Annotated in this window: 24 protein-coding genes; 14 read left to right on the top strand and 10 right to left on the bottom strand. The window is 65.3% G+C overall.

Annotation, left to right across the window (positions count from 1 at the left end):
* The first annotated feature begins 55 nt into the window (after positions 1-55).
* Positions 56-430: a MerC domain-containing protein gene (locus AC13FN_RS17040; protein WP_482985060.1), complete on the top strand. Its 375-nt coding sequence runs from the start codon at positions 56-58 to the stop codon at positions 428-430.
* Between the two features lie 95 nt (positions 431-525).
* On the opposite strand, the gene AC13FN_RS17035 is transcribed toward AC13FN_RS17040, so the two are convergent.
* Positions 526-810 carry a metal-sensing transcriptional repressor gene (locus AC13FN_RS17035; RefSeq protein ID WP_049449310.1) on the bottom strand — a complete coding sequence of 95 codons (285 nt, stop codon included), beginning with the start codon at positions 808-810 and terminating at the stop codon, positions 526-528.
* Between the two features lie 53 nt (positions 811-863).
* Here AC13FN_RS17035 and dmeF point away from each other — a divergent pair, with 53 nt between their 5' ends.
* Positions 864-1,835, top strand: a complete 972-nt coding sequence (gene dmeF, locus AC13FN_RS17030) for a CDF family Co(II)/Ni(II) efflux transporter DmeF (RefSeq protein ID WP_482985059.1) — start codon at positions 864-866, stop codon at positions 1,833-1,835.
* Positions 1,836-1,921: 86 nt separating this feature from the next.
* On the opposite strand, the gene AC13FN_RS17025 is transcribed toward dmeF, so the two are convergent.
* A complete protein-coding gene (locus AC13FN_RS17025; protein WP_272774308.1) occupies positions 1,922-2,206 on the bottom strand; it encodes a hypothetical protein in 285 nt (94 codons plus the stop codon).
* Positions 2,207-2,296: 90 nt separating this feature from the next.
* Between AC13FN_RS17025 and AC13FN_RS17020 the strand changes: the two genes are divergently transcribed.
* From AC13FN_RS17020 to AC13FN_RS17010, 3 genes are all read left to right on the top strand, one after another.
* Positions 2,297-2,713, top strand: coding sequence for a hypothetical protein (locus tag AC13FN_RS17020; RefSeq protein ID WP_482985058.1), 417 nt, complete (start codon positions 2,297-2,299; stop codon positions 2,711-2,713).
* Positions 2,714-2,782: 69 nt separating this feature from the next.
* Positions 2,783-3,106 carry a hypothetical protein gene (locus tag AC13FN_RS17015; RefSeq protein ID WP_235651294.1) on the top strand — a complete coding sequence of 108 codons (324 nt, stop codon included), beginning with the start codon at positions 2,783-2,785 and terminating at the stop codon, positions 3,104-3,106.
* A 71-nt stretch (positions 3,107-3,177) separates the two neighbouring features.
* Complete coding sequence (locus AC13FN_RS17010; RefSeq protein WP_482985057.1) at positions 3,178-4,020, top strand: class I SAM-dependent methyltransferase; 843 nt, start codon at positions 3,178-3,180, stop codon at positions 4,018-4,020.
* A gap of 3 nt (positions 4,021-4,023) precedes the next feature.
* On the opposite strand, the gene AC13FN_RS17005 is transcribed toward AC13FN_RS17010, so the two are convergent.
* Positions 4,024-4,992: a polysaccharide deacetylase family protein gene (locus tag AC13FN_RS17005; protein ID WP_482985056.1), complete on the bottom strand. Its 969-nt coding sequence runs from the start codon at positions 4,990-4,992 to the stop codon at positions 4,024-4,026.
* A gap of 70 nt (positions 4,993-5,062) precedes the next feature.
* Positions 5,063-5,722, bottom strand: a complete 660-nt coding sequence (locus AC13FN_RS17000) for a hypothetical protein (RefSeq protein WP_482985055.1) — start codon at positions 5,720-5,722, stop codon at positions 5,063-5,065.
* Positions 5,723-5,855: 133 nt separating this feature from the next.
* Here AC13FN_RS17000 and AC13FN_RS16995 point away from each other — a divergent pair, with 133 nt between their 5' ends.
* A complete protein-coding gene (locus AC13FN_RS16995) occupies positions 5,856-6,536 on the top strand; it encodes a hypothetical protein (RefSeq protein WP_482985054.1) in 681 nt (226 codons plus the stop codon).
* Positions 6,537-6,627: 91 nt separating this feature from the next.
* Here AC13FN_RS16995 and AC13FN_RS16990 read toward each other — a convergent pair whose 3' ends face one another.
* Both AC13FN_RS16990 and AC13FN_RS16985 read right to left on the bottom strand, forming a co-directional pair.
* Positions 6,628-6,801 carry a hypothetical protein gene (locus tag AC13FN_RS16990; RefSeq protein WP_005412082.1) on the bottom strand — a complete coding sequence of 58 codons (174 nt, stop codon included), beginning with the start codon at positions 6,799-6,801 and terminating at the stop codon, positions 6,628-6,630.
* 9 nt (positions 6,802-6,810) lie between these two features.
* The gene (locus tag AC13FN_RS16985; RefSeq protein WP_312392559.1) at positions 6,811-7,623 is read right to left on the bottom strand and encodes an alpha/beta fold hydrolase; all 813 of its coding nucleotides are present in this window, start codon (positions 7,621-7,623) and stop codon (positions 6,811-6,813) included.
* 221 nt (positions 7,624-7,844) lie between these two features.
* Between AC13FN_RS16985 and AC13FN_RS16980 the strand changes: the two genes are divergently transcribed.
* Together AC13FN_RS16980 and AC13FN_RS16975 are read left to right on the top strand one after the other, a co-directional pair.
* On the top strand, positions 7,845-8,324 hold the full coding sequence (locus tag AC13FN_RS16980; protein WP_049480254.1) for a DUF4440 domain-containing protein: 480 nt from the start codon (positions 7,845-7,847) through the stop codon (positions 8,322-8,324).
* Positions 8,325-8,400: 76 nt separating this feature from the next.
* Entirely contained in the window at positions 8,401-8,817 is a 417-nt protein-coding gene (locus tag AC13FN_RS16975) for an XVIPCD domain-containing protein (RefSeq protein ID WP_482985074.1), read from the top strand.
* 62 nt (positions 8,818-8,879) lie between these two features.
* On the opposite strand, the gene AC13FN_RS16970 is transcribed toward AC13FN_RS16975, so the two are convergent.
* From AC13FN_RS16970 to AC13FN_RS16955, 4 genes are all read right to left on the bottom strand, one after another.
* Positions 8,880-9,950 (bottom strand): XVIPCD domain-containing protein, encoded by a 1,071-nt coding sequence (locus AC13FN_RS16970; RefSeq protein WP_482985053.1) that lies wholly within the window; start codon positions 9,948-9,950, stop codon positions 8,880-8,882.
* Between the two features lie 35 nt (positions 9,951-9,985).
* Positions 9,986-10,561 carry a hypothetical protein gene (locus tag AC13FN_RS16965; protein ID WP_010484173.1) on the bottom strand — a complete coding sequence of 192 codons (576 nt, stop codon included), beginning with the start codon at positions 10,559-10,561 and terminating at the stop codon, positions 9,986-9,988.
* A 143-nt stretch (positions 10,562-10,704) separates the two neighbouring features.
* On the bottom strand, positions 10,705-11,850 hold the full coding sequence (locus AC13FN_RS16960; protein ID WP_482985052.1) for a YncE family protein: 1,146 nt from the start codon (positions 11,848-11,850) through the stop codon (positions 10,705-10,707).
* A 166-nt stretch (positions 11,851-12,016) separates the two neighbouring features.
* Positions 12,017-12,943, bottom strand: coding sequence for an XVIPCD domain-containing protein (locus AC13FN_RS16955; RefSeq protein ID WP_482985051.1), 927 nt, complete (start codon positions 12,941-12,943; stop codon positions 12,017-12,019).
* 215 nt (positions 12,944-13,158) lie between these two features.
* On the opposite strand from AC13FN_RS16955, the gene AC13FN_RS16950 reads away from it, so the two are divergent.
* From AC13FN_RS16950 to AC13FN_RS16925, 6 genes are all read left to right on the top strand, one after another.
* Entirely contained in the window at positions 13,159-14,028 is an 870-nt protein-coding gene (locus tag AC13FN_RS16950) for a hypothetical protein (RefSeq protein ID WP_019336263.1), read from the top strand.
* A gap of 21 nt (positions 14,029-14,049) precedes the next feature.
* Positions 14,050-15,375 (top strand): XVIPCD domain-containing protein, encoded by a 1,326-nt coding sequence (locus AC13FN_RS16945; RefSeq protein WP_019336262.1) that lies wholly within the window; start codon positions 14,050-14,052, stop codon positions 15,373-15,375.
* Positions 15,376-15,461: 86 nt separating this feature from the next.
* Entirely contained in the window at positions 15,462-15,653 is a 192-nt protein-coding gene (locus AC13FN_RS16940) for a hypothetical protein (protein WP_478415599.1), read from the top strand.
* A gap of 115 nt (positions 15,654-15,768) precedes the next feature.
* On the top strand, positions 15,769-16,194 hold the full coding sequence (locus tag AC13FN_RS16935) for an energy transducer TonB (RefSeq protein WP_341926203.1): 426 nt from the start codon (positions 15,769-15,771) through the stop codon (positions 16,192-16,194).
* Positions 16,195-16,646: 452 nt separating this feature from the next.
* Positions 16,647-17,015, top strand: coding sequence for a hypothetical protein (locus tag AC13FN_RS16930; RefSeq protein WP_227844368.1), 369 nt, complete (start codon positions 16,647-16,649; stop codon positions 17,013-17,015).
* A gap of 100 nt (positions 17,016-17,115) precedes the next feature.
* On the top strand, positions 17,116-17,469 hold the full coding sequence (locus AC13FN_RS16925) for a hypothetical protein (RefSeq protein WP_241885907.1): 354 nt from the start codon (positions 17,116-17,118) through the stop codon (positions 17,467-17,469).
* Positions 17,470-17,688 lie beyond the last annotated feature (219 nt).

Here is a 17,688-nt window from a genome sequence, read left to right as displayed (position 1 = left end):
GCTGCGGAACGGAAATGTTACTGTATAACAATTGCTGCGCAAGGAACCTCCCCCGATGAAGTCGCCTTCTGCCGCCCTGCTCGATGCCGGCGCGGTCGCCCTGTCCAGCCTGTGCCTGCTGCACTGCCTGGCGCTGCCCCTGCTTGCCGCCGCGCTGCCGCTGTTCGGCACCTGGGCCGAAGCGGAATGGGTCCATCTGCTGTTCGTGGCCATCGCCCTGCCGCTGACCGGCTACGCGCTGTGGCGGGCCGAGCGCCGTCACCCGCTGCCCGCACTGGCCTGGGCCACCGCCGGTGCCGGTCTGGGGCTGTTGCTGGCCGGCGCGCTGGCCCTGCCCTCGCATGAATGGGAAACGCCGATGACGGTCACCGGCAGCCTGCTGCTGGCCGCCACGCATATCTGGAACGCGCGGCACCGGCACGCAGGGTAGAGTCGACTGTTAGTCGGCTCTCGCGCGAAGCGCGGGATCTCATGCCGCCTGGGCGAAGAGCAGTCGACTAACAGTCGACTCTACCCCCGCTCGGCCTATTTGCCGTAGCGGCGCAGCAGCTCGACCAGCACCGCGGCCTCGTCCGCCCGCTGCTGCGGGTCGTCGGCACCCACCACGTGTTCCTGCAGGTGCTCGTGCAGCAGCTCCATCAACAGGCTGTGGGCTGCACCGCGCACGGCGGCGACCTGCACCAGCACGTCCGCACAGTCACCCGCTTCCCCCTCGGGCGTGTCCAGCGCCTGCTCCAACGCCGCCACCTGACCTGCGATGCGGCGCACCCGGGTCAGCAGCTGCTTTCGATTCCTGTGTACATGGGCCATGACCGGATCATATACCCTATGGGGGTATCCACTCCACCCCCCTTGGTCCCCCCATGCACCTGGACGCCCTCGCCGCCGCCCGTCGCCACGAACACCGCTTCGACGACGGCAACCCGCTGGCCGAACGCAATACCCGCCGCGCCCTGTGGGTCACCGTCGGCATGATGCTGGTGGAGATCGTCGGAGGCTGGTGGTTCAACTCCATGGCCGTGCTCGCCGACGGCTGGCACATGAGTTCGCACGCGCTGGCGCTGGGCCTCTCGGTGTTCGCGTACCGCTGCGCGCGCCGCTACGCGCACGATCCGCGCTTCGCCTTTGGCACCTGGAAGATCGAGATCCTGGCCGGTTACACCAGCGCCATCGCCCTGCTCGGCGTCGCCGCGCTGATGGCCGTGCAGTCTCTGGAGCGGCTGTGGGTACCGGCGCCGATCCACTACAACGAAGCCATCGCCATCGCTGCAGTGGGCCTGGGCGTGAACCTGCTCTGCGCATGGTGGCTGCACGACAGCCCGGGCCACGCGCATCACTACCACGGGCATGAGCATGGCCATCATCACGCGCATGACCACGAACACCACGATCACGGCCGTGCGCACGGTCACGACCTCAACCTGCGCTCGGCCTACGTGCACGTGCTGGCCGACGCCGCCACCTCGGTGCTGGCCATCGTCGCCCTGCTCGGCGGCAAGCTGCTGGGCCTGACCTGGCTGGATCCGGTGATGGGCCTGGTCGGCGCTGTACTGGTGACGGTGTGGGCCGTGAGCCTGCTGCGCGACAGTGGCCGCATCCTGCTCGACGCGCAGATGGATGCACCAGTGGTGGCCGAAGTGCGCGAAGTGATCGAACAGGGCCCGTGGCCGGCACGCCTGGCCGACCTGCATGTCTGGCAGGTCGGTCGCGGCAAGTACGCGGTCAGCGCCAGCGTGGTTACCAGCGACGCCCGTCTGGATGCCGATACCGTGCGCAACGCACTGGCAATCCATGAAGAGCTGGTGCATGTGACGGTGGAGATCCACCGCAGCTGATTCTGTCCGGCTGCCGTCGCACTTGTAGAGCCGAGCCATGCTCGGCTGTCGCAGGCCATCAGCCGAGCACGGGCTCGGCTCTACAGTCAGAGCTTCAGCATCATCCGCAGCAGGTACATCAGCAGCGGCAGCGCACTCAGCACCGCACCACCGATGCCGATCCACGGCCAACGCTCACCGCGCACGCGCGAGGCCACCGCCAGACCGCAGCCCACCAGCGCCGCGCCCAGCACACCCACGCCCAATCCCGCAGCCATGCCATTGCCGCCTGCGGCCACCGCCGCCTGCGCCGCCAGGCTGCCCGCACCCCAGCCCACCACGATCCCCAGCCAACTGGCCACGCCGCACCACGGTGCCTTGCCCTGCGCCATCCGAAAACCCCTGTGTCCTTGCCGAATATCTGTACGGGCCACGCCCGTGTGCTGCCTACACTAGCCGCACCTGCCCCGTAGGGACATCCCATGCGCACGCTCCGCCTGCTGCTGCCCGGTGCCCTCCTGCTGCTCACTGCATGCGGTGGCGACGCCGGGCTTCCTTTCAGCGCCGACCCGTTGCAGGGCTGCTTCGCCACCGGCGCGCGCAAACCGGCCGACTTCCGCATCGACAAGGAAGGCGGCCAGTACTTCGTCTCCTTCAGCCGCGGCGACCAGTGGCAGCGCGAGCCGAATGCCCTGCACAAGGCCACCCGCAGCGAGATCAGCCGCTACTTCCGCGATGACGCCGAGCAGATCGACAGCGCGTTGATCCGCATGGCCGGTGGCTTCGGCATCTTCCACTTCAACAAGGACGCGACGCTGAAGGGCAAGGCCAGTGATAGTGACTACATGGCGTTGATGCTGATCGGTGCTGGGCCGGTGTATGCAGTGAAGTGCCCGTAAGACGCAATGATTCTCATGGCGGCTCAGGGCAATATGGGTACATCCTGTCTTCTTTGAGGAGCGATGCCAATGCTGCTGTTTCTGCTGCTTGCGGTAAGCGCGCCGAAGACGCAGGGTGCCTATGACGAAGTCCGGCAGCTGCCCGATGGCCAGACCCTGATCATGCGCACCCTGGACTGGGATCTCGGTGATGGTCGCCACGAGCGCGTTACCGTTCACTGGCTGCTGCAGGAAGACGGCAGCCTGCGCTACGACTTCGATCGGCAGCCACCGGAAACCCAGGAGGTCCACCGTCGGTCGTGCGCGCTGCAGGGCATGCAGCCATCGCGTGGCATCGGTACGATCTCAGGAGAAGGAGCCACGCACGGCTTCAGCTGCACCCGCCAGCGGTAGCGCCGAGGGTGGACTCGGCGCTACAACAGCTGCGGTACCATGCCCTCCCCCGAACCGCCCCGGTACCCGCCGTGCCCCACTACACCGGCCCCCTGCTGACCCGCGACAGCGCCAATACCCTGCGCCGTGCCCATGACAAGCGCGCTGCCGACTGGCAGGGTTCGCTCGACCTCGGCCGCAGCGAGGACAGCGTGGCGCTGGATGCCGACGGCTTCCACTTCCGTGGCCAGCCCTACCCGTGGCCGGGCAAGCTGAAGGACCGCACGCTGTACTACTGGGACGGCGAGGACTTCGCGCCAATCTCGCGCTACAGCGGTTCGCTGATCAAGCTGGTGCCGACCGAATGGGGCGCACCGACCTTCGAGATCGACGGCATCAAGATGCTGCCGACCTCCAAGCTGTCACCGTTCGAGGACGCGCGCCGCAAGGTCGAGCTGGTCGCCCCGGCCGGCAAGGTCATCCTCGATACCTGTGGCGGCCTGGGCTACTTCGCCGCCTGCGCGCTGGAGGCCGGTGTCGGCCAGATCCGCTCATTCGAGAAGAATGCCGACGTGATGTGGCTGCGCACGCTCAACCCGTGGTCGCCGGATCCAGACTCGGCTGCCGCAGGTGGCCGCCTGCAGTTCAGCCACGGCGATGTCTCGCAGCAGATCGAACAGGTGGCCAGCAACAGTGTCGACGCGATCCTGCACGACCCGCCGCGCTTTGGCATCGCCGGCGAACTGTACTCGCAGGTGTTCTACGACCACCTCGCCCGCGTCATCCGCAAGGGCGGGCGCCTGTTCCACTACACCGGCGCCCCGAACAAGCTGACCAGCGGCCGCGACGTGCCGCGTGAAGTGGCCAAGCGCCTGGAAAAGGCCGGCTTCAAGGCCGAGCTGGCGCTTGACGGCGTGCTGGCCGTCAAGCGCTGAGCCTCACTCCGAATCCACCTTGGCCAGCTTCATCACCCACGTCGGCACCTCGGGTTCACCGGCGTAGAACTCCTTCGGTTTCTTCTCCGCCATCGCCCAGCGGTGCAGCCAGCTCGGGCCGTAGCGGCCGCTGTAGCCTTCGGCACCACGTGCATAGGCCGGGTCACGCATCGCCTCATCCAGTGAGATGAAGCGATAACCGCGGCGCTTCGTCGCCGCCACCAGTTCGGCGAACGTGGCCGCATTGAGTTCGTTGGCGTGCATCAGCCAGACCTGTGGCAGCGCGTAGTCCAGTAGTGCCTGCGACTGCTTCTCGTAGTAGTCCAGCTTGTTCAGCATGTACGGCACATAGCCCTTGCGCAGCTGCGCGAGCGTGGCCTCGCGCGCCGGGGAATCTGGCTGCTCGTTCATCACGTTGGCATAGGCGAACGCCCACACCCACTCGCCGTTGTCGACCGTCACCGGCGCCACGCGGTAGCCATGCTGCTTGAAGAACGCGTCCATCTCCGCGCGTTCGTCCGGCGTGCGCCCGGCACGCAGATAGGGGTGACGCATCCACTGCAGCTTCAGTCCGCGCTCGGCCAGCAACGGCCGCAGCACCGTCTCGCCACGCAGGAAATCCTGCTGGAACGCAGGCACACCCTTGGCGTTCAGGTCCATGTGCGAGTAGGTGTGGTTGCCCAGCGCATAACCGGCGTCCAGCCAGTCGCGCAGCATCTGCACCCGCGCCGGCTGCACCTGCCCGTCGATCTCAAGCTTGTTCCCGTTGACGAAGCCGACCACCGGCACGTCTGCCTGATGCAGCTGCGCCATCAGCGCTTCGTGCCGCGACTGAAGATCCGGCGGAACGATCTCGTCCACCCGCGCCCAGGGCAGGTCGTCGATGGTCACCGCGATCCGACGATCCACTTCAGCGGCGTGTACCGCCAACGAACACAGTAGCAACGGCACAGCACGCAGCAACCAACGCATCAGCACTTCCTTGCAGGAGCGAAGCGCAGACTGTAGCGCGATTGCGGGCGCGTGGTTGGTCACACATCCGTTATGGGCTGGGCGACTGCACCTGACGTTCGCGCACGATCGCCCGCCACAGCATGAATCCTGCAGCCATTGCCACCAGTATCAACGCGACCAGCACCAGGGCAAGGTCATCGGGATTGCGCAGCAGCGGCGCGTGCTCGCGGGTGAGGATGCCGAACACCACCTGTTGCGCCTGTGCCAGCGGCAGCCGGCCCTGCTCGCCCAGTTCCACCAGGCATGCCGCCGGGGACAGCTTGGCTACGCTGGTCCACGCCATGTCGTACAGGTGCAATGCCCTGAGGGCCAGCGCCAGGATCGCGGCGTGCAGGGCCATCAACCCCCAATTGGCGCGTCGCAGGCGTTCCGACAAGCGGCCCAGGCGGTAGACGCTGATCGACATCGCGCCCAGCAGCGCCAGTGCCACGCCTGCCATCGGAATCCACTGCAACGGTTGCCATGGTGCAAGCGCAGTGGACCGCGCCAGCAGCTGTTCGGCCACCTGCATGCGCGCGACCGGGTCAGGCCCACCGCATGCGTCATCCACCGGCTCCAGCAGCAGTCCCACGCGGTAGTGGAAGAAGCCGGCTGCAAGCGCTACCGCCAGCAGCGCCACCACCTGCAGTGCCAGCAGGATCGGGCCAGGACCACAGATACGACAGAAGCGGGTAGCGGCAGAGACCATCGGTTCATCCGTGACAACAAAGGACCATCCTAACCAAGCGCCCTGTGCTTGTCGGCTGGCGGATACGACAACCGTCGCGTGGTCCCGGTAGGATGTGGATGAGCATGGATGGTCGTACGTAGAGGTGTTGTGGATGGTCACGCTGTATCTGTGGGTGAGAACGCTGCTTCCGCTGCTGGCATTCGTGATCGCGTGGATGCTGCTGTCGCGCCTGATCAAGGCCCGCGTAGCGCGCCTTCCACGGGTTCCCTTGAACCTGCCCGAGCACAGCACCAGCCCGCGCCGGAAGGACCGGCGCATCTACGCACGCAAACTGCGGCGCAGACCGGGCCTGCGCACTGCGACTCGCCCGGCCACCGCGCCGCGCAGCTGGAACCTCGCGGCGGTGTTCGTTTCGCTCTCCGCATTGATCGCTGCCGTGCTGGTCATGCCGGATGGCGCGCGCTTCCAGGTGATGGTCGAGAGTCTCACTGGCTACCCGGCCACGATTGCAGAAGTACAGGTTCCCGCTGCCGGGCAGCCTCTCGTGCTGCAGGCGTGGCAGCCCGCACTGGCGCAGCTGTCGCGGCCGGTAGCGATGCGCTACCCGATCGGGCGCACCGGCGGCGAGCATGACGCGCACGCCACGCTACCGGTACAGGTGAGGCATCAGGGTGATCGGCTGCAGGTGGCTGCGGCCTTGCCGGTGGATACCAATGTGCTGCGTGCAGAGCTTGCGCGCTTGGCGGGGCTGCCGGTTGAGGCCATCACCGTCCGCCAGAACAAGATCGCGCCCTGGCTGGAACCCGGCTGGAAGCCGCTGGCCAACCTGTAGAGCCGAGCCCACGCTCGGCTGCTTTTGCAGTAGATCCACGCCATGCGTGGATGGATGCAGAGCGGAGTCGAGCATGGCTCAACTCTACAGATCACGATCCGCGCGGCAGCTTCGCGGCCCACATGTTGTCCACCAGATTCGGATAACGTCGCCCATTCTCTTCGGCACGCTGCCGCGCCGCCTCTTTCTGTGCAGGTGACAGCGGCTGCGAGGTCTGGCCCTTCGGGTTGGGCTTCTTCCACGGGGGTGTCTTGGTCTGGCGCATGGCCGCAGCTTACCGCTTCAGGAAGTTCAGCAGCGCCAGATTGAAGTGATCGGCGTGGCTCGTGTTGCAGCCATGCGGCGCACCTTCCAGGATCACCACCTCGCTGCCCGCAATCGCCTGATGCGTTCGCTGCCCGGAACCTTCGAACGGCACGATGGCGTCGCTGTCGCCGTGCAGAATCAAGGTGGGCACCGTGATCTTCTTCAGGTCATCGCGGAAGTCCGTGGTGGCAAACGCCTTCATGCAGCCGAGCGCCGCCGTCTGGTCGGATTGATGGCACAGCGCGATGGCCGCCTGACGCGTCTCTTCGGTCACCATCAGCTGGCCATTGGCGCTGAAGAAATCGCGGGTGAAGCCATCGAAGAACGCCTCGCGATCTTTCTCCAGACCGCTGCGCATTTCGTCAGCCTTGTCCTGGGTCAGCGGGCCTTCCGGGTTGTCGTCGCTGCGTAGCAGGAACGGCGGCACCGCCGCAGCGAACACCACGCTGTGCAGACGATCCTGGCCATGGCTGGCCACGTAACGCGCCACCTCGCCACCGCCCATCGAGAAGCCGACCAGGGTGACGTCGCGCAGGTCACGCTCCTCGATCACCCCGGCCAGGTCCCCCGCCAGCGTGTCGTAGTCGTAACCTTCTGCCGGCTTGTCGGAGCGGCCGAAGCCACGCCGGTCGTAGCTGATCACCCGGTGCTGGGCGTCGCGCAGGATCGACACCTGCGTCTTCCATGCGTCGGCGGATAGCGGCCAACCGTGAATCAGAATGACCGGGCGGCCGTCGCCACCGGTGTCTTCAACGTGCAGGCGGACGCGGGAAGCAGGCATGGGAGCTCCTGTGGAAGGGTAGGCTTTCAGGCTATGGGCCGGCCCCTATTGCGACCGTGATGGAATCGCCGGTCGCCATGACACCGCCTGCACAAGGGGCGCCCCCCGGCCAATCCATAGATGCGGGCATTCACGCCCTGGAAATCCCGTTTCGTCGCAGCGCGGCTGCGGCCCTCGGAGCACCGTGCGAGCCTGCATGAATCCCGCCCTGGAGCCTCGCCATGCTGCTGCTCACCCTGCCCCTGCTGGCCGCCGGCCTCGCCGCCGCACCCGCGCCCTCCGATGACCTGCGCGAGCAGATCCACCAGGCCGACGCGCAGCTGTTCGCCGCCGCGTTCGACGACTGCGATGCCGACAAGGCCGCGGCCATGACCACTGAAGACATGGAGTTCTTCCATGACAAGGCGGGCAAGTCCGCCAGCAAGCGCGACGACTTCCGCCGCAGCGTGGCCGCCCTGTGCGAGAGCACCCGCGCCAACCGCACCCATCTGCGCCGCGAGCTGGTGGAAAGCTCGCTGCAGGTGTTTCCGCTGCACGATGACCGCGCCCTGGAGATCGGCGACCACCGCTTCCATGAGCGTGATGCTAAGGGTGTCGAGCACTGGACCGGCCAGGCCCGCTTCATCCAGGTCTGGCGCCGCGTGGACGGGCGCTGGCTGGCCGAGCGGGTGATCAGCTACGACCATCGGCCGGCGGACTGACCCCTCGGGCGCACTTCACGGGCCGGATCTATACTTGGAGGGTTCCCCCACGACCCACCGCTACCGTTCGATCGCCATGGCAGAGATCACCCCTAACCACCCCGACTATGGCCTCAACCAGCAGATCCGCCAGGGCGTGGCCGCACTGGATGCCCAGCACGGCCGTGCGTTCGACCAGACCAGCGAGCGTCTGACCGCCAGCCTGACCGTGCTGGCCCGCGAGCAGGGCCTGCAGCAGGTCGACCACGTGCTGGTCAGCAACGCCACGGCCAACCAGCCGGCGGGACACAACATCTTCGTAGTACAGGGCGACCCGGCCAATCCGGCGCACCTGCGGGCGATGATGCCGACCGCAGTGGCCGCGCAGACGCCGGTGGAGCAGTCGATGCAGAAGCTCGGCATTGCCCCGCAGCAGCCGGCCATGGGGCAGCTGCCCGAACAGCAGGCCCGTGAGCAGGAACAACAGCAGAACCCAGCACACCGCCTGGGCTGAGCCGCCTCCAGCGTTACCAGCGGCCCACCGCGAGAACGTCGGCTCGCCGTACGCTTGCCGCCCTAGGCCATGCGCGGCCCGGACTGCTCCTGCACCTGGCGCTGCTGCAGCTCATCCTGCGTACGCGCCTGCCCAGACTGCGACAGCTGCTCAGCGCGCTCGAAGGAGATTTCTGCCGGTGTCTGCGCGGCCACCGCCGTTGGCATGCTGGCCCGCAACTGTGCCGGGTCGTTGCGCTCCCCCTGGACGATGAAGATGCTCTGCGCCACATCGGCCTGCGCGGTGCGATCGCTCAACAGCACGTGGTCGACCTGGGTCAGGCCATTGGCCTTGGCCAGCGCGTACAGGCTGGCACTGATGTTCTCGCTGGTGGCATCGAAGGCACGGCCCCGCTCTGCATCGAGCCGGGCCACGCCCTGGTGGATCTGCGAGAGCAGCGGGTCGTTGCTGTGCCGGGCCAGAAGATCACCGCTTCGTTCGCCCATGCCCTCGGCATCACTCAGCATGTGTTGCTTGAGACTGCGCTCCGGCAGGGGATTGGTTTTCCTCTGGTTGAGCTCGCTGTCCGGAAACGGCGGATCAATGCTATCCACACCGTGGATGTTGCGCAGCGGTCGGAATGCATCCTTGCCTGCCCCCTTGATGTCAAGAGGAATGCGAACATCCGGAAGAAGCTGGCCGGCGGGACCACCCAACGCGTTCACGTCGATGCTGCCTTTCCGCTGGATGCCCGCGTGATTCAGCGCTTCCCAAGTGAAGTCCACGCAGTTGTGGCGAACATCCTGATAGTGCTTGCTGAAACCAAATTTCTCCGGGTCCGAGCCGAACTGCTGGAGCTTCCTGTACTGATCTTCGCTGATCTCGAGGGTACGGGTGTAGCGCGGGTCTCTATAGACCGTTGCGTCATCCTCCATGATGGCGCCAGGACCATTCATGCTTCCGTGCTCCTTGGGAGCAAATCCATAGCTCTTCGCAGGCACGCCGGGTGCATGCAGGACGTAGAACATATGTCCTGGGGCGGACGTCTGCGGAACACCCTCAGCGTCGACGGCCGGCTTGTGCGTCCTGGGGTCGATCAGCGGTGTGCCAGGTGCAGCAATAACGATCTCTACGGTATAGCGCGGCTTGTCCATAAGGTGATTCTTTCGTTCCTTCCAGTGGTAAGTGATTACTTGCCTGGCGGCCGGGCTGCGTGTACCCGCAACTGAGCCGAGTAATGCTGCAGTTCCGGCGAGGCCTGCGCAGTGCGAACCTGTACGCGATAGCGGGTATCAAGCTCCAGTGGCAGAGCAACCAGGCTCAGCGTGTATTGGCCGTCACTGCCCATGTGCGGCGACGTATACCGCCATTCGCTGGATGCATGCCATTCCGGAAGCTGTTCACCTGCATTGAGCACCCCGGCCTGATAGCTGTCGTAGGTGGGAACATCCTTCCAGGCATCAGTGCCCCATTGCTGCAGGGTCACCTCGAACGGGACCCTTGATGTGCCCACGTCAGGCTCGTCCGGCCTTCGTGTCCCTTGGCGCTGCAACTCCAGCTCCAGCGCGTACGTGCGACCCGGCTTGAAGTTGCGGGCATTCGTCTCGAACTCGAACCGCACCGCCTGGCCAGGCTCGGCAACGATGATTGGCTTGACCAGATCCAGTGGCTCCGGCGCATCCGGTACGCGGCTGCTGCAGGCGCCGAGTGCGCCCGCCAGCGTGAAGACCAGGCCGGCGCGCAGCCAGCGGTGGATACCCAGCATGATTCAGATCCTTTGGCTCCCTGCCATGAGGTTCAACCCTAGCCGCCGGCTGCTGGCGCCGCAACCGGCCAATGAAAAAGGCAGGGTCTTCACCCTGCCTTCTTCACGCGGCTCGCCGCCGGGCGTGCCCCGGCGTCACCTCATTACAGCTGAATCCGTGCCACGCTCTCGTCAGCGCCCTTGTCATCCTTCTCGCCGTTCTTGATGCTCACGAACAACACGTTGTTATTCGCATCCAGCGCCAAGCTGTTCGGGTGGGTCGGCACCTTGTAGGTCGCCACCTTCTGGTAGCTGTCACTGTTGTACGCGGTCACCGTACCGGCTTCGCGGTTGGTCACGTACAGGCGCTTGCGCGGTGCATCCAGCAGGATGCCCAGCGGGCCGGCATCGGTCGGGATGCTGGCCAGTTCCTTGCCGGTACTGCGGTCCAGCACCAGCACGCGCTGACCCGGATGCTTGCTGACCAGGCCGCTGCTCTTGGCCTGGTAGCCACGCAGGAATTCCGAGCCCTGGTCGGTCACGAACAGGCGCTTGCCGGCCGGGTCCAGCGCGATGTTCATCGGCTGCTCGGCGGCGATCCTGTGCTGCGCCACCACCTTGTTCGAATCGGTGCCCACCACCACCAGGTCGGCCAGCAGGTTGCTGGTGTAGACGCGCTTGTTGGCCGCATCCAGCGCCAGGCCCGGCGCCTTGGCATTGCCCAGGCCGTCGATGGTGTTGATCACCTTCAGCGTGGTGGTATCGATCACGAACAGCACGCTGCTCACGTCCGGCTGGCTGCTGTGGCCGGTCACGTACAGGCGGTTGGCGGCGCTGTCGACCACCAGCTCGCGCAGGTCGTGGGTGTAGGCGGCCTTGCCGTCCTTGCCGGTCTTCTTCTCCATCAACTGGATGGTGCCCACGGCCTTGTTCTGCGCGGTGTCGACCACGGTCACCGACAGGTCCACGGTGTTGCCCACGTACAGGCGGTTGTGGGCGTCGTCCAGCACCACGCCGAACGCCTTGCGCTCCAGCGGGATGCGGGTTTCCACGGCCAGCGTGGACGGGTTCAGGCGCAGCACCAGGGCCGGGCCGGCGTCATCGCCGAAACCGCCGGAGGAGGCCACGAACACGGCGTTCTGCTTCGGGCTGTAGGCCAGCTCGTACAGGCCCTTGGCCACGGCCTGGCGCTGCACGGCGGCGGTAGAACTGGCAGCGGGTGCGTTGTCGGCGAATGCGGAGGGCACGCCGAGGCTGAGCGAAACGGCAACGGCCAGCGCGGCCGAGCGGAAGAGAGGATTACGGAACATGCGAGCGTCCTTGAATGGGCACGGGAAGGTGTCCTGGCTCGCTGGGCCGTACTGCGACGGCCCGCCCCGCATCTGTCTGCGCGGGGTGGGCTGGCTGGGGTTGCGGGGGAATGGTAGCAGGTGGGGGGCGTGGCGTGCGCCTGCACACGTATGGCAGGCGCGCGGGTTACTGCTCCTTCAACCGCAGCGAATCGGCCACATCGGTCTTGGCCGCCACTTCGGTGGCGATGCTGGCGCGGCGGTGCCCCGGGTCATTACGATCGCCCTGCACGATGAAGATGCTCTCTGCCGCATGGCTGCTCTTCGTCGGCTGGCTGAGCAGCACGTGGTCCACCCGCGAAAGATTGTTCTGCTTGGCCAGCACCAGCAGGCTGGCGCTGATGCGCTGGCTGGCCGCATCGAACGGGCGGCCATGCGCGGCGTCCAGCTCGGCCACTTTCTGGATCAGCTGCGAGAACAGGCGATGGTCGGGATGCGAGGGGTCCAGCAGCGTGCCGGCCACTTCAATCGGCGTCGGCGGCGGCTCATCGCTGGCACGGTCGCCCTGGCGATGATGCTCGGCCTCGCGCTCGGGCATCGCGTTATGGGTTTCGGCATTCAGATCACTACCCGGGAACGGCGCCGCAATGCACTGGATTTCCGGCAGGTTGAACAGCACCGCGAACTCGCCCAGGTTGCTGCCGCCGTCCAGCGGCGCCGGCAGCGGATGCAGGCCAGCGTAATGCAGCGCCGCCCAGACGAAATCGCTGCAGCGGTTGATGGTGGCCGGGCGATCCACATCGAATTCGAACTCGGCCGGTTCCTCGGCGAAGTCACGCAGGCAGCCGTAATGCTCCTCGGTGATTTCCAGAGTGCGGCTGTAGTACGGGTCCAGATGCTCGTCGGCATCGTCGTGCCGCACCTGCGCGTATTGCGCACCCGTGGGGGCTTCGCCCGGCGCGTGGCGCGGCGGTGCGAAGCCGTAGCTGTGGGCCTCGTCACCTGCCGCCACCTGCAGGTACATGTGGCCGCGCGGCGAGAGGCCTCCACTTTTCAGCGGGGTGCCGGGGGCGGCCAGGTACAGCGTTGCGGTGTAGCGTGTTGCCTGCTCCATGCCTGTTCAGCCTTGATGGGTGCTGCGGTCCTGGGCGGATGATGGCACAGGTGGGATGGGCGGCAGGTGGAGGGAGAGAGGACGCCGTTCGCGACTTGCTGAATATGTGAGCCAGCGTGCAGTAATGGACCCGGGCGCAAGCAAGGTCCCCGCAGCGACTGGAGCTTGCCATCCCACCGTTCTATAGTCGTTTCGATCATGCAAGGGAATCGCCCATGAGCAGAGCACCGGCTTGCCGGCTTGCCTCCTTCGCCCTGGTGGCCGTGCTGAGCACCACCGCCTGCGCGAAGGCCCCATCCACGGAAAAGGACCCGAACGGAACCCCCATGTCCGAAAGCGCAACCAGCCCACGTACGGTGGGCGGACAGACCTACACAATGCAGCCGGTGGAAGCTCGGCTTGGCCCGCACCGCTTCATGTTCCCGGCCAACCTCTACTACAACCAGACGGGCCCCTTGGCCGATGGGGGCGTCATGCTCACTGTGTTCTGGCCTGATTTCGATGCAGCGCCTCCTGGTGATCGCCCGGTGCGCAGCACGCAGGACAGCCGGCGGCAGGTACTGGTCGAGCTTAGGTACATCGATCGCGTTCCCATCCAGAACTATCTGGCACGTCGGTCCAGCAGTGAGGCCACCAGCGCGCCGGGGTCGCTGGAGCGAAGAGACCCGGTAGAGAATCTTGCGCTACGCGTTGCACAACCCGAGCGATGGGGCCTGACGCCCTATTCGATCGACCCATCGTTGATGGCAGCCTATGCAAAGGAGTCAGAGGCTGCGCTGGGCAGGCCTTACGTGCACAACCCGGGGATGGAGCCAGACTGGTATGTGGCCCGCTCGGCGGAGGGGCAACTGACAACGTTCATCAGCTGCGACCCGGCAGACCGCATTCCTGACGGACTTGTAGTTCAGGGAAAGACACTTGAACGCGCCGGCGAAGGCCAGATCGCAATGTGCCGCCATTCCATCGTGGACGTGGGCGATAGCATCGCCATCGAGATGAACTATGCACGCGTCATGCTGAGCGACTGGCAGCGCCTGGAGAACAGCGTGCGTGATCTTCTGAGCCGCTATCGCGTTCAGCCGTAAACCGTATCTCAAGGATGAATCATGAGCGGACTTACCGATAAGGACATTCGTGTCCTGTCCTCCTACGCGAAGGAGGGAAATCGCGAGCTGTATTGGAACTATCTCGCGCAACTTCCCGACAATGATGGCTACGGCCTGCTGGCGTTGGGTGTTGTGCGCAACGACAGCCTCCCCGGCCGGGTGGCCAACAGCTTTGCAACCGCCGTTGCCGAGCAACAGGCCACGCTGTTCGGCAACGAGAAGAACGTCGCGTTCACCGAACGCAGGCAAGAGACCTTCGGCCAGGATCTGATCAGGAACGACCTGGCGGAGCGCAGAAGTTGGATGGAGGCCGGCAGGCCCGATCTGGCACTCAACCTGCCCTACACCAGCACGCTCAAATCCCACGATGTTTCGTTCGAAAAGAACGACCTCAATGTGAACTGCTGGACGCCACGCTTGCTGCTGGTGTCCACGGAGCACAAACGCGGCGAGCAGGCAGCCGAAAAGGTCTGGCAGAACATGCTCGACAACAGCGCTGCCGGCGCATTCCGTGCTGGCAAGACGGCCGTCAGCGTGCACCTGGATATGCCGCAGCCCGCTGGGCATTTCTACTTCGTTGAGCTGAGCAAGTTCGAGGGCGCAGCGCTCCTGCAGCGCGACGCCGTAGATCCGAACGTGATTGGTACCAAGTTCGACTATCACAGCTACGACGCCAAAGACGGCAGCTGGAACCGCACAGTGGGCGTTCCCCCGCTCGATAGAACAACCAAAGAGACCGATCCCGCCGAGATTTCCGCGTTGAACGAGACCCGCGAGGTTCGCCTGGAACGCGAGGTCAAGGCGAAGCAGTTTCATCCTGAAGATCCCTACAGAGAGATCGCCAAGAGCCCGCGCGTGGTGTCTACGCAGGAGCCCGAGCCTCTCTTTACGGAAGGACGCCGAATCGCGGCGATAGAGCCAGGCAGCCCGGACTATGCCCTCCATCAGCAGATTCGCCAGGGCGTCGCTGCACTGGATGAGAAGCACGGCCGCCCCTTCGACGCGACCAGTGAGAACCTCGCCGCCAGCCTGACAGTGAGGGCACGCGAGCAGGGTCTGGAACAGGTGGACCATGTGGTGCTGAGCAACGCCACAGCCAATCAGGCGGCGGGTCACACCATCTTTGTTGTACAAGGCGACCTATCTGACCCTGCGCACCTGCGTGCAGGAATGCCCACTGCCGTGGCTGCACAAACGCCGGTGGCTGAGTCGCTGCAGCAACTGGCTGTGGTTGGCGATCAGCGCGAGCTCGCCCGTCAAAATGAGCAGCAGGCGCTGGATGCACGTACGCAGGAACAGCAGAGCCACGCCATGCGCATGGGCTGAGCGCCCCAGGTTGAGGCGGCCTCCCTCGGCGCCAGAGATCTCAGTCCCTGAGACCTCCCCAGGTCATCCTCCCCTGCTTCGGGAGGATGACCGTGACCAAGATCGAACCCACATGGCTGGAAACCTTCGACAAGGAGCTCCTACACCTGTTCGCCATCGACCATAGCGATGCCGGCATGGATGAGTACCTGCTGGGCTGCTACGCAGACCTTCCACCACGCGAGGCAGCGCTGGCGTTCGGCAGCGACTACGACCTGGAGCGCGACGATGCGCTATAGCCACGGCCGGGCCTGCCTGTGTGAACCGTGCGGCCGCCCGGCATGCCGACATTAAAGGCAAGCGATGCCAGGGGATGGCCGCTATGCTTGCAGCGCACCGGAATGGAAACCACGTATGCCCCGCTTCAACACCGCCCTGGCACTGAACCTCGTTCTGATGCTGCTGGGCGCTACACCTGCCATGGCCATGGCGGCAGACCCGCAGGTTTCCACTGAAGTGTTCGTAGAGCGCGGTGACAACCCCACCCTCGAGCTGCAGCAGGCGCCTGCCATTGAGTATTCAACGGTCCCTACCATGCCGCCCGATACCTTTCTGCAGGCTCCCATGCAGGTGCTGCTGGTTGCTCAGCTGGATGAGCTGGGCCACGTTTCCAACGTGATGGTGGCGCGGTCCAGCGGACTGCGGGAGATGGATCGTGCGGCCCTTTCCTCAGTGCGCCAGTGGCGCTTTGATCCGGTCGTGGTTGAGGGCGTCGCGCTGCATGCGCGGGTTCGGGTCCGTCTGACCTTCGTGCCCACGGCCGAGGCGCCGCCCGGCTGAACCGCTGCTCCAATCTGTCGCAATTGGGCCTACGCCATGACCGTGGCTGCGGGCATTCCTGCGCTTGGAGCCAATAGCGCCAAGCCCTTCAAGACCCTTGCGGCGCAATCGCTTGCTGGCTTAACACCGTGTGCGACAATGCCGAAAGCGTCAGGACTGGCAATCGTCGGTTCTGCAGTTTCTTGGCATTTGGCAGCTGCGCGGGTATCTCTTGGCGTGCCACCGGAAAAGGGTGGCGCGGGACTCGAAAACCCGTGTTTATGCCAGCTGTATGCGCTTGCCAGCCGACGTCACCTTTTATGTGGCGTCGGCTGGCAATCCGTTCGCGTTCCATGGCGGGCGGTGCGTGGGGGTCTTCGGACCCGCCGGTCTGGCATTTACCGGTTTTCGAGCCCGCACCGTCCGCCACCTTTATTGGTGGCGCTGCTATCTGTCCTGTACGGAGCATTGCCATGAACACATCGGACTTCCGTTCCCTGCACGCGCAGTACGATCCGGACAACGCCGAACGCGAGCGCGAACCGTCTGCCGACCCCAACGCCTTCGTCGCTACGCTGCACCGCATCGGAACCGGTGCGGCTGCGGACGGCCAGCCTTGGCCGGAGCGGCATCAACTGCCTGGGCGGTGTCTTCAGCTGGCGGATGCGGATTGCGCGCTGGCGGGGCTGCGTGTGGTGGCGGAGCTGATGTTGGCTGCGGAGCGGACTCGGCAGAACGGCGCGCCCGAGGAGTACCTGGGGGATCGGGTGATGGAAGGGTTGAAGATGGCGTGCGTGGCGTTGACTGCGCAGGTTGCTGAGCGGCTGCACGTGCGGGAGTAGCCCAGTTGGACCTGGCCGTCTGTCGCGCGGCTGCTGGCCATCCGCGTGCCATCGGCTGACCGTTCGCCTTCCAGTCCATCCCCTGTTTGCAGAGCGTCGAATGAAGCTTCTGATCTATGGCGCTGTGCTGCTGGCGGCGCTGTCTGCGGCGATCGCGAGCCGGCATGTACCCAAGGCCGACCTGGAACTGCGGACGTTTCGGAAGGTGTCCGACGCTGAATTCGCTGTCATGCGCGAGGAAGCCGTTCGACTTGTGCGTGAGGGCGTGGTGCAGGACGCGCGGTACGCGGGAGAGAGATACTTCGAGGTCAGTTGCGACGGCAAGCCCGTGATGCTGGTGGACAACTCGTTGGAGCAGCTTGTGATTGTGTTGTATGCGGGCAGGGAGATTGATTCTCCCTGCGTTGTGCCGGCGCTCTCGCATTGGTGCATGCGGCTTGTGCCGGAACCGTAGTGCGTATCGATTGGTGCAGAGGCAAGACCGCCACCGGCATACAGGATGACCCAGCGGCGTGTGCCACCAGGCTGATACCACCCTGGTGGATATCTGCATTCACGGGACCGGCTCACTTCGACCTCGTCGTCCCCATGCAGTTGGCTGACGCCAATTGCACCTTAGCCTCCCCTACGCGCCCCAGCCGAACTGGACTTGGCTAAGGAGCTCACGCGGTAG

This window comes from Stenotrophomonas sp. 115C5, assembly GCF_056861055.1.
This window is presented reverse-complemented; position numbering and strand designations above follow the sequence as displayed.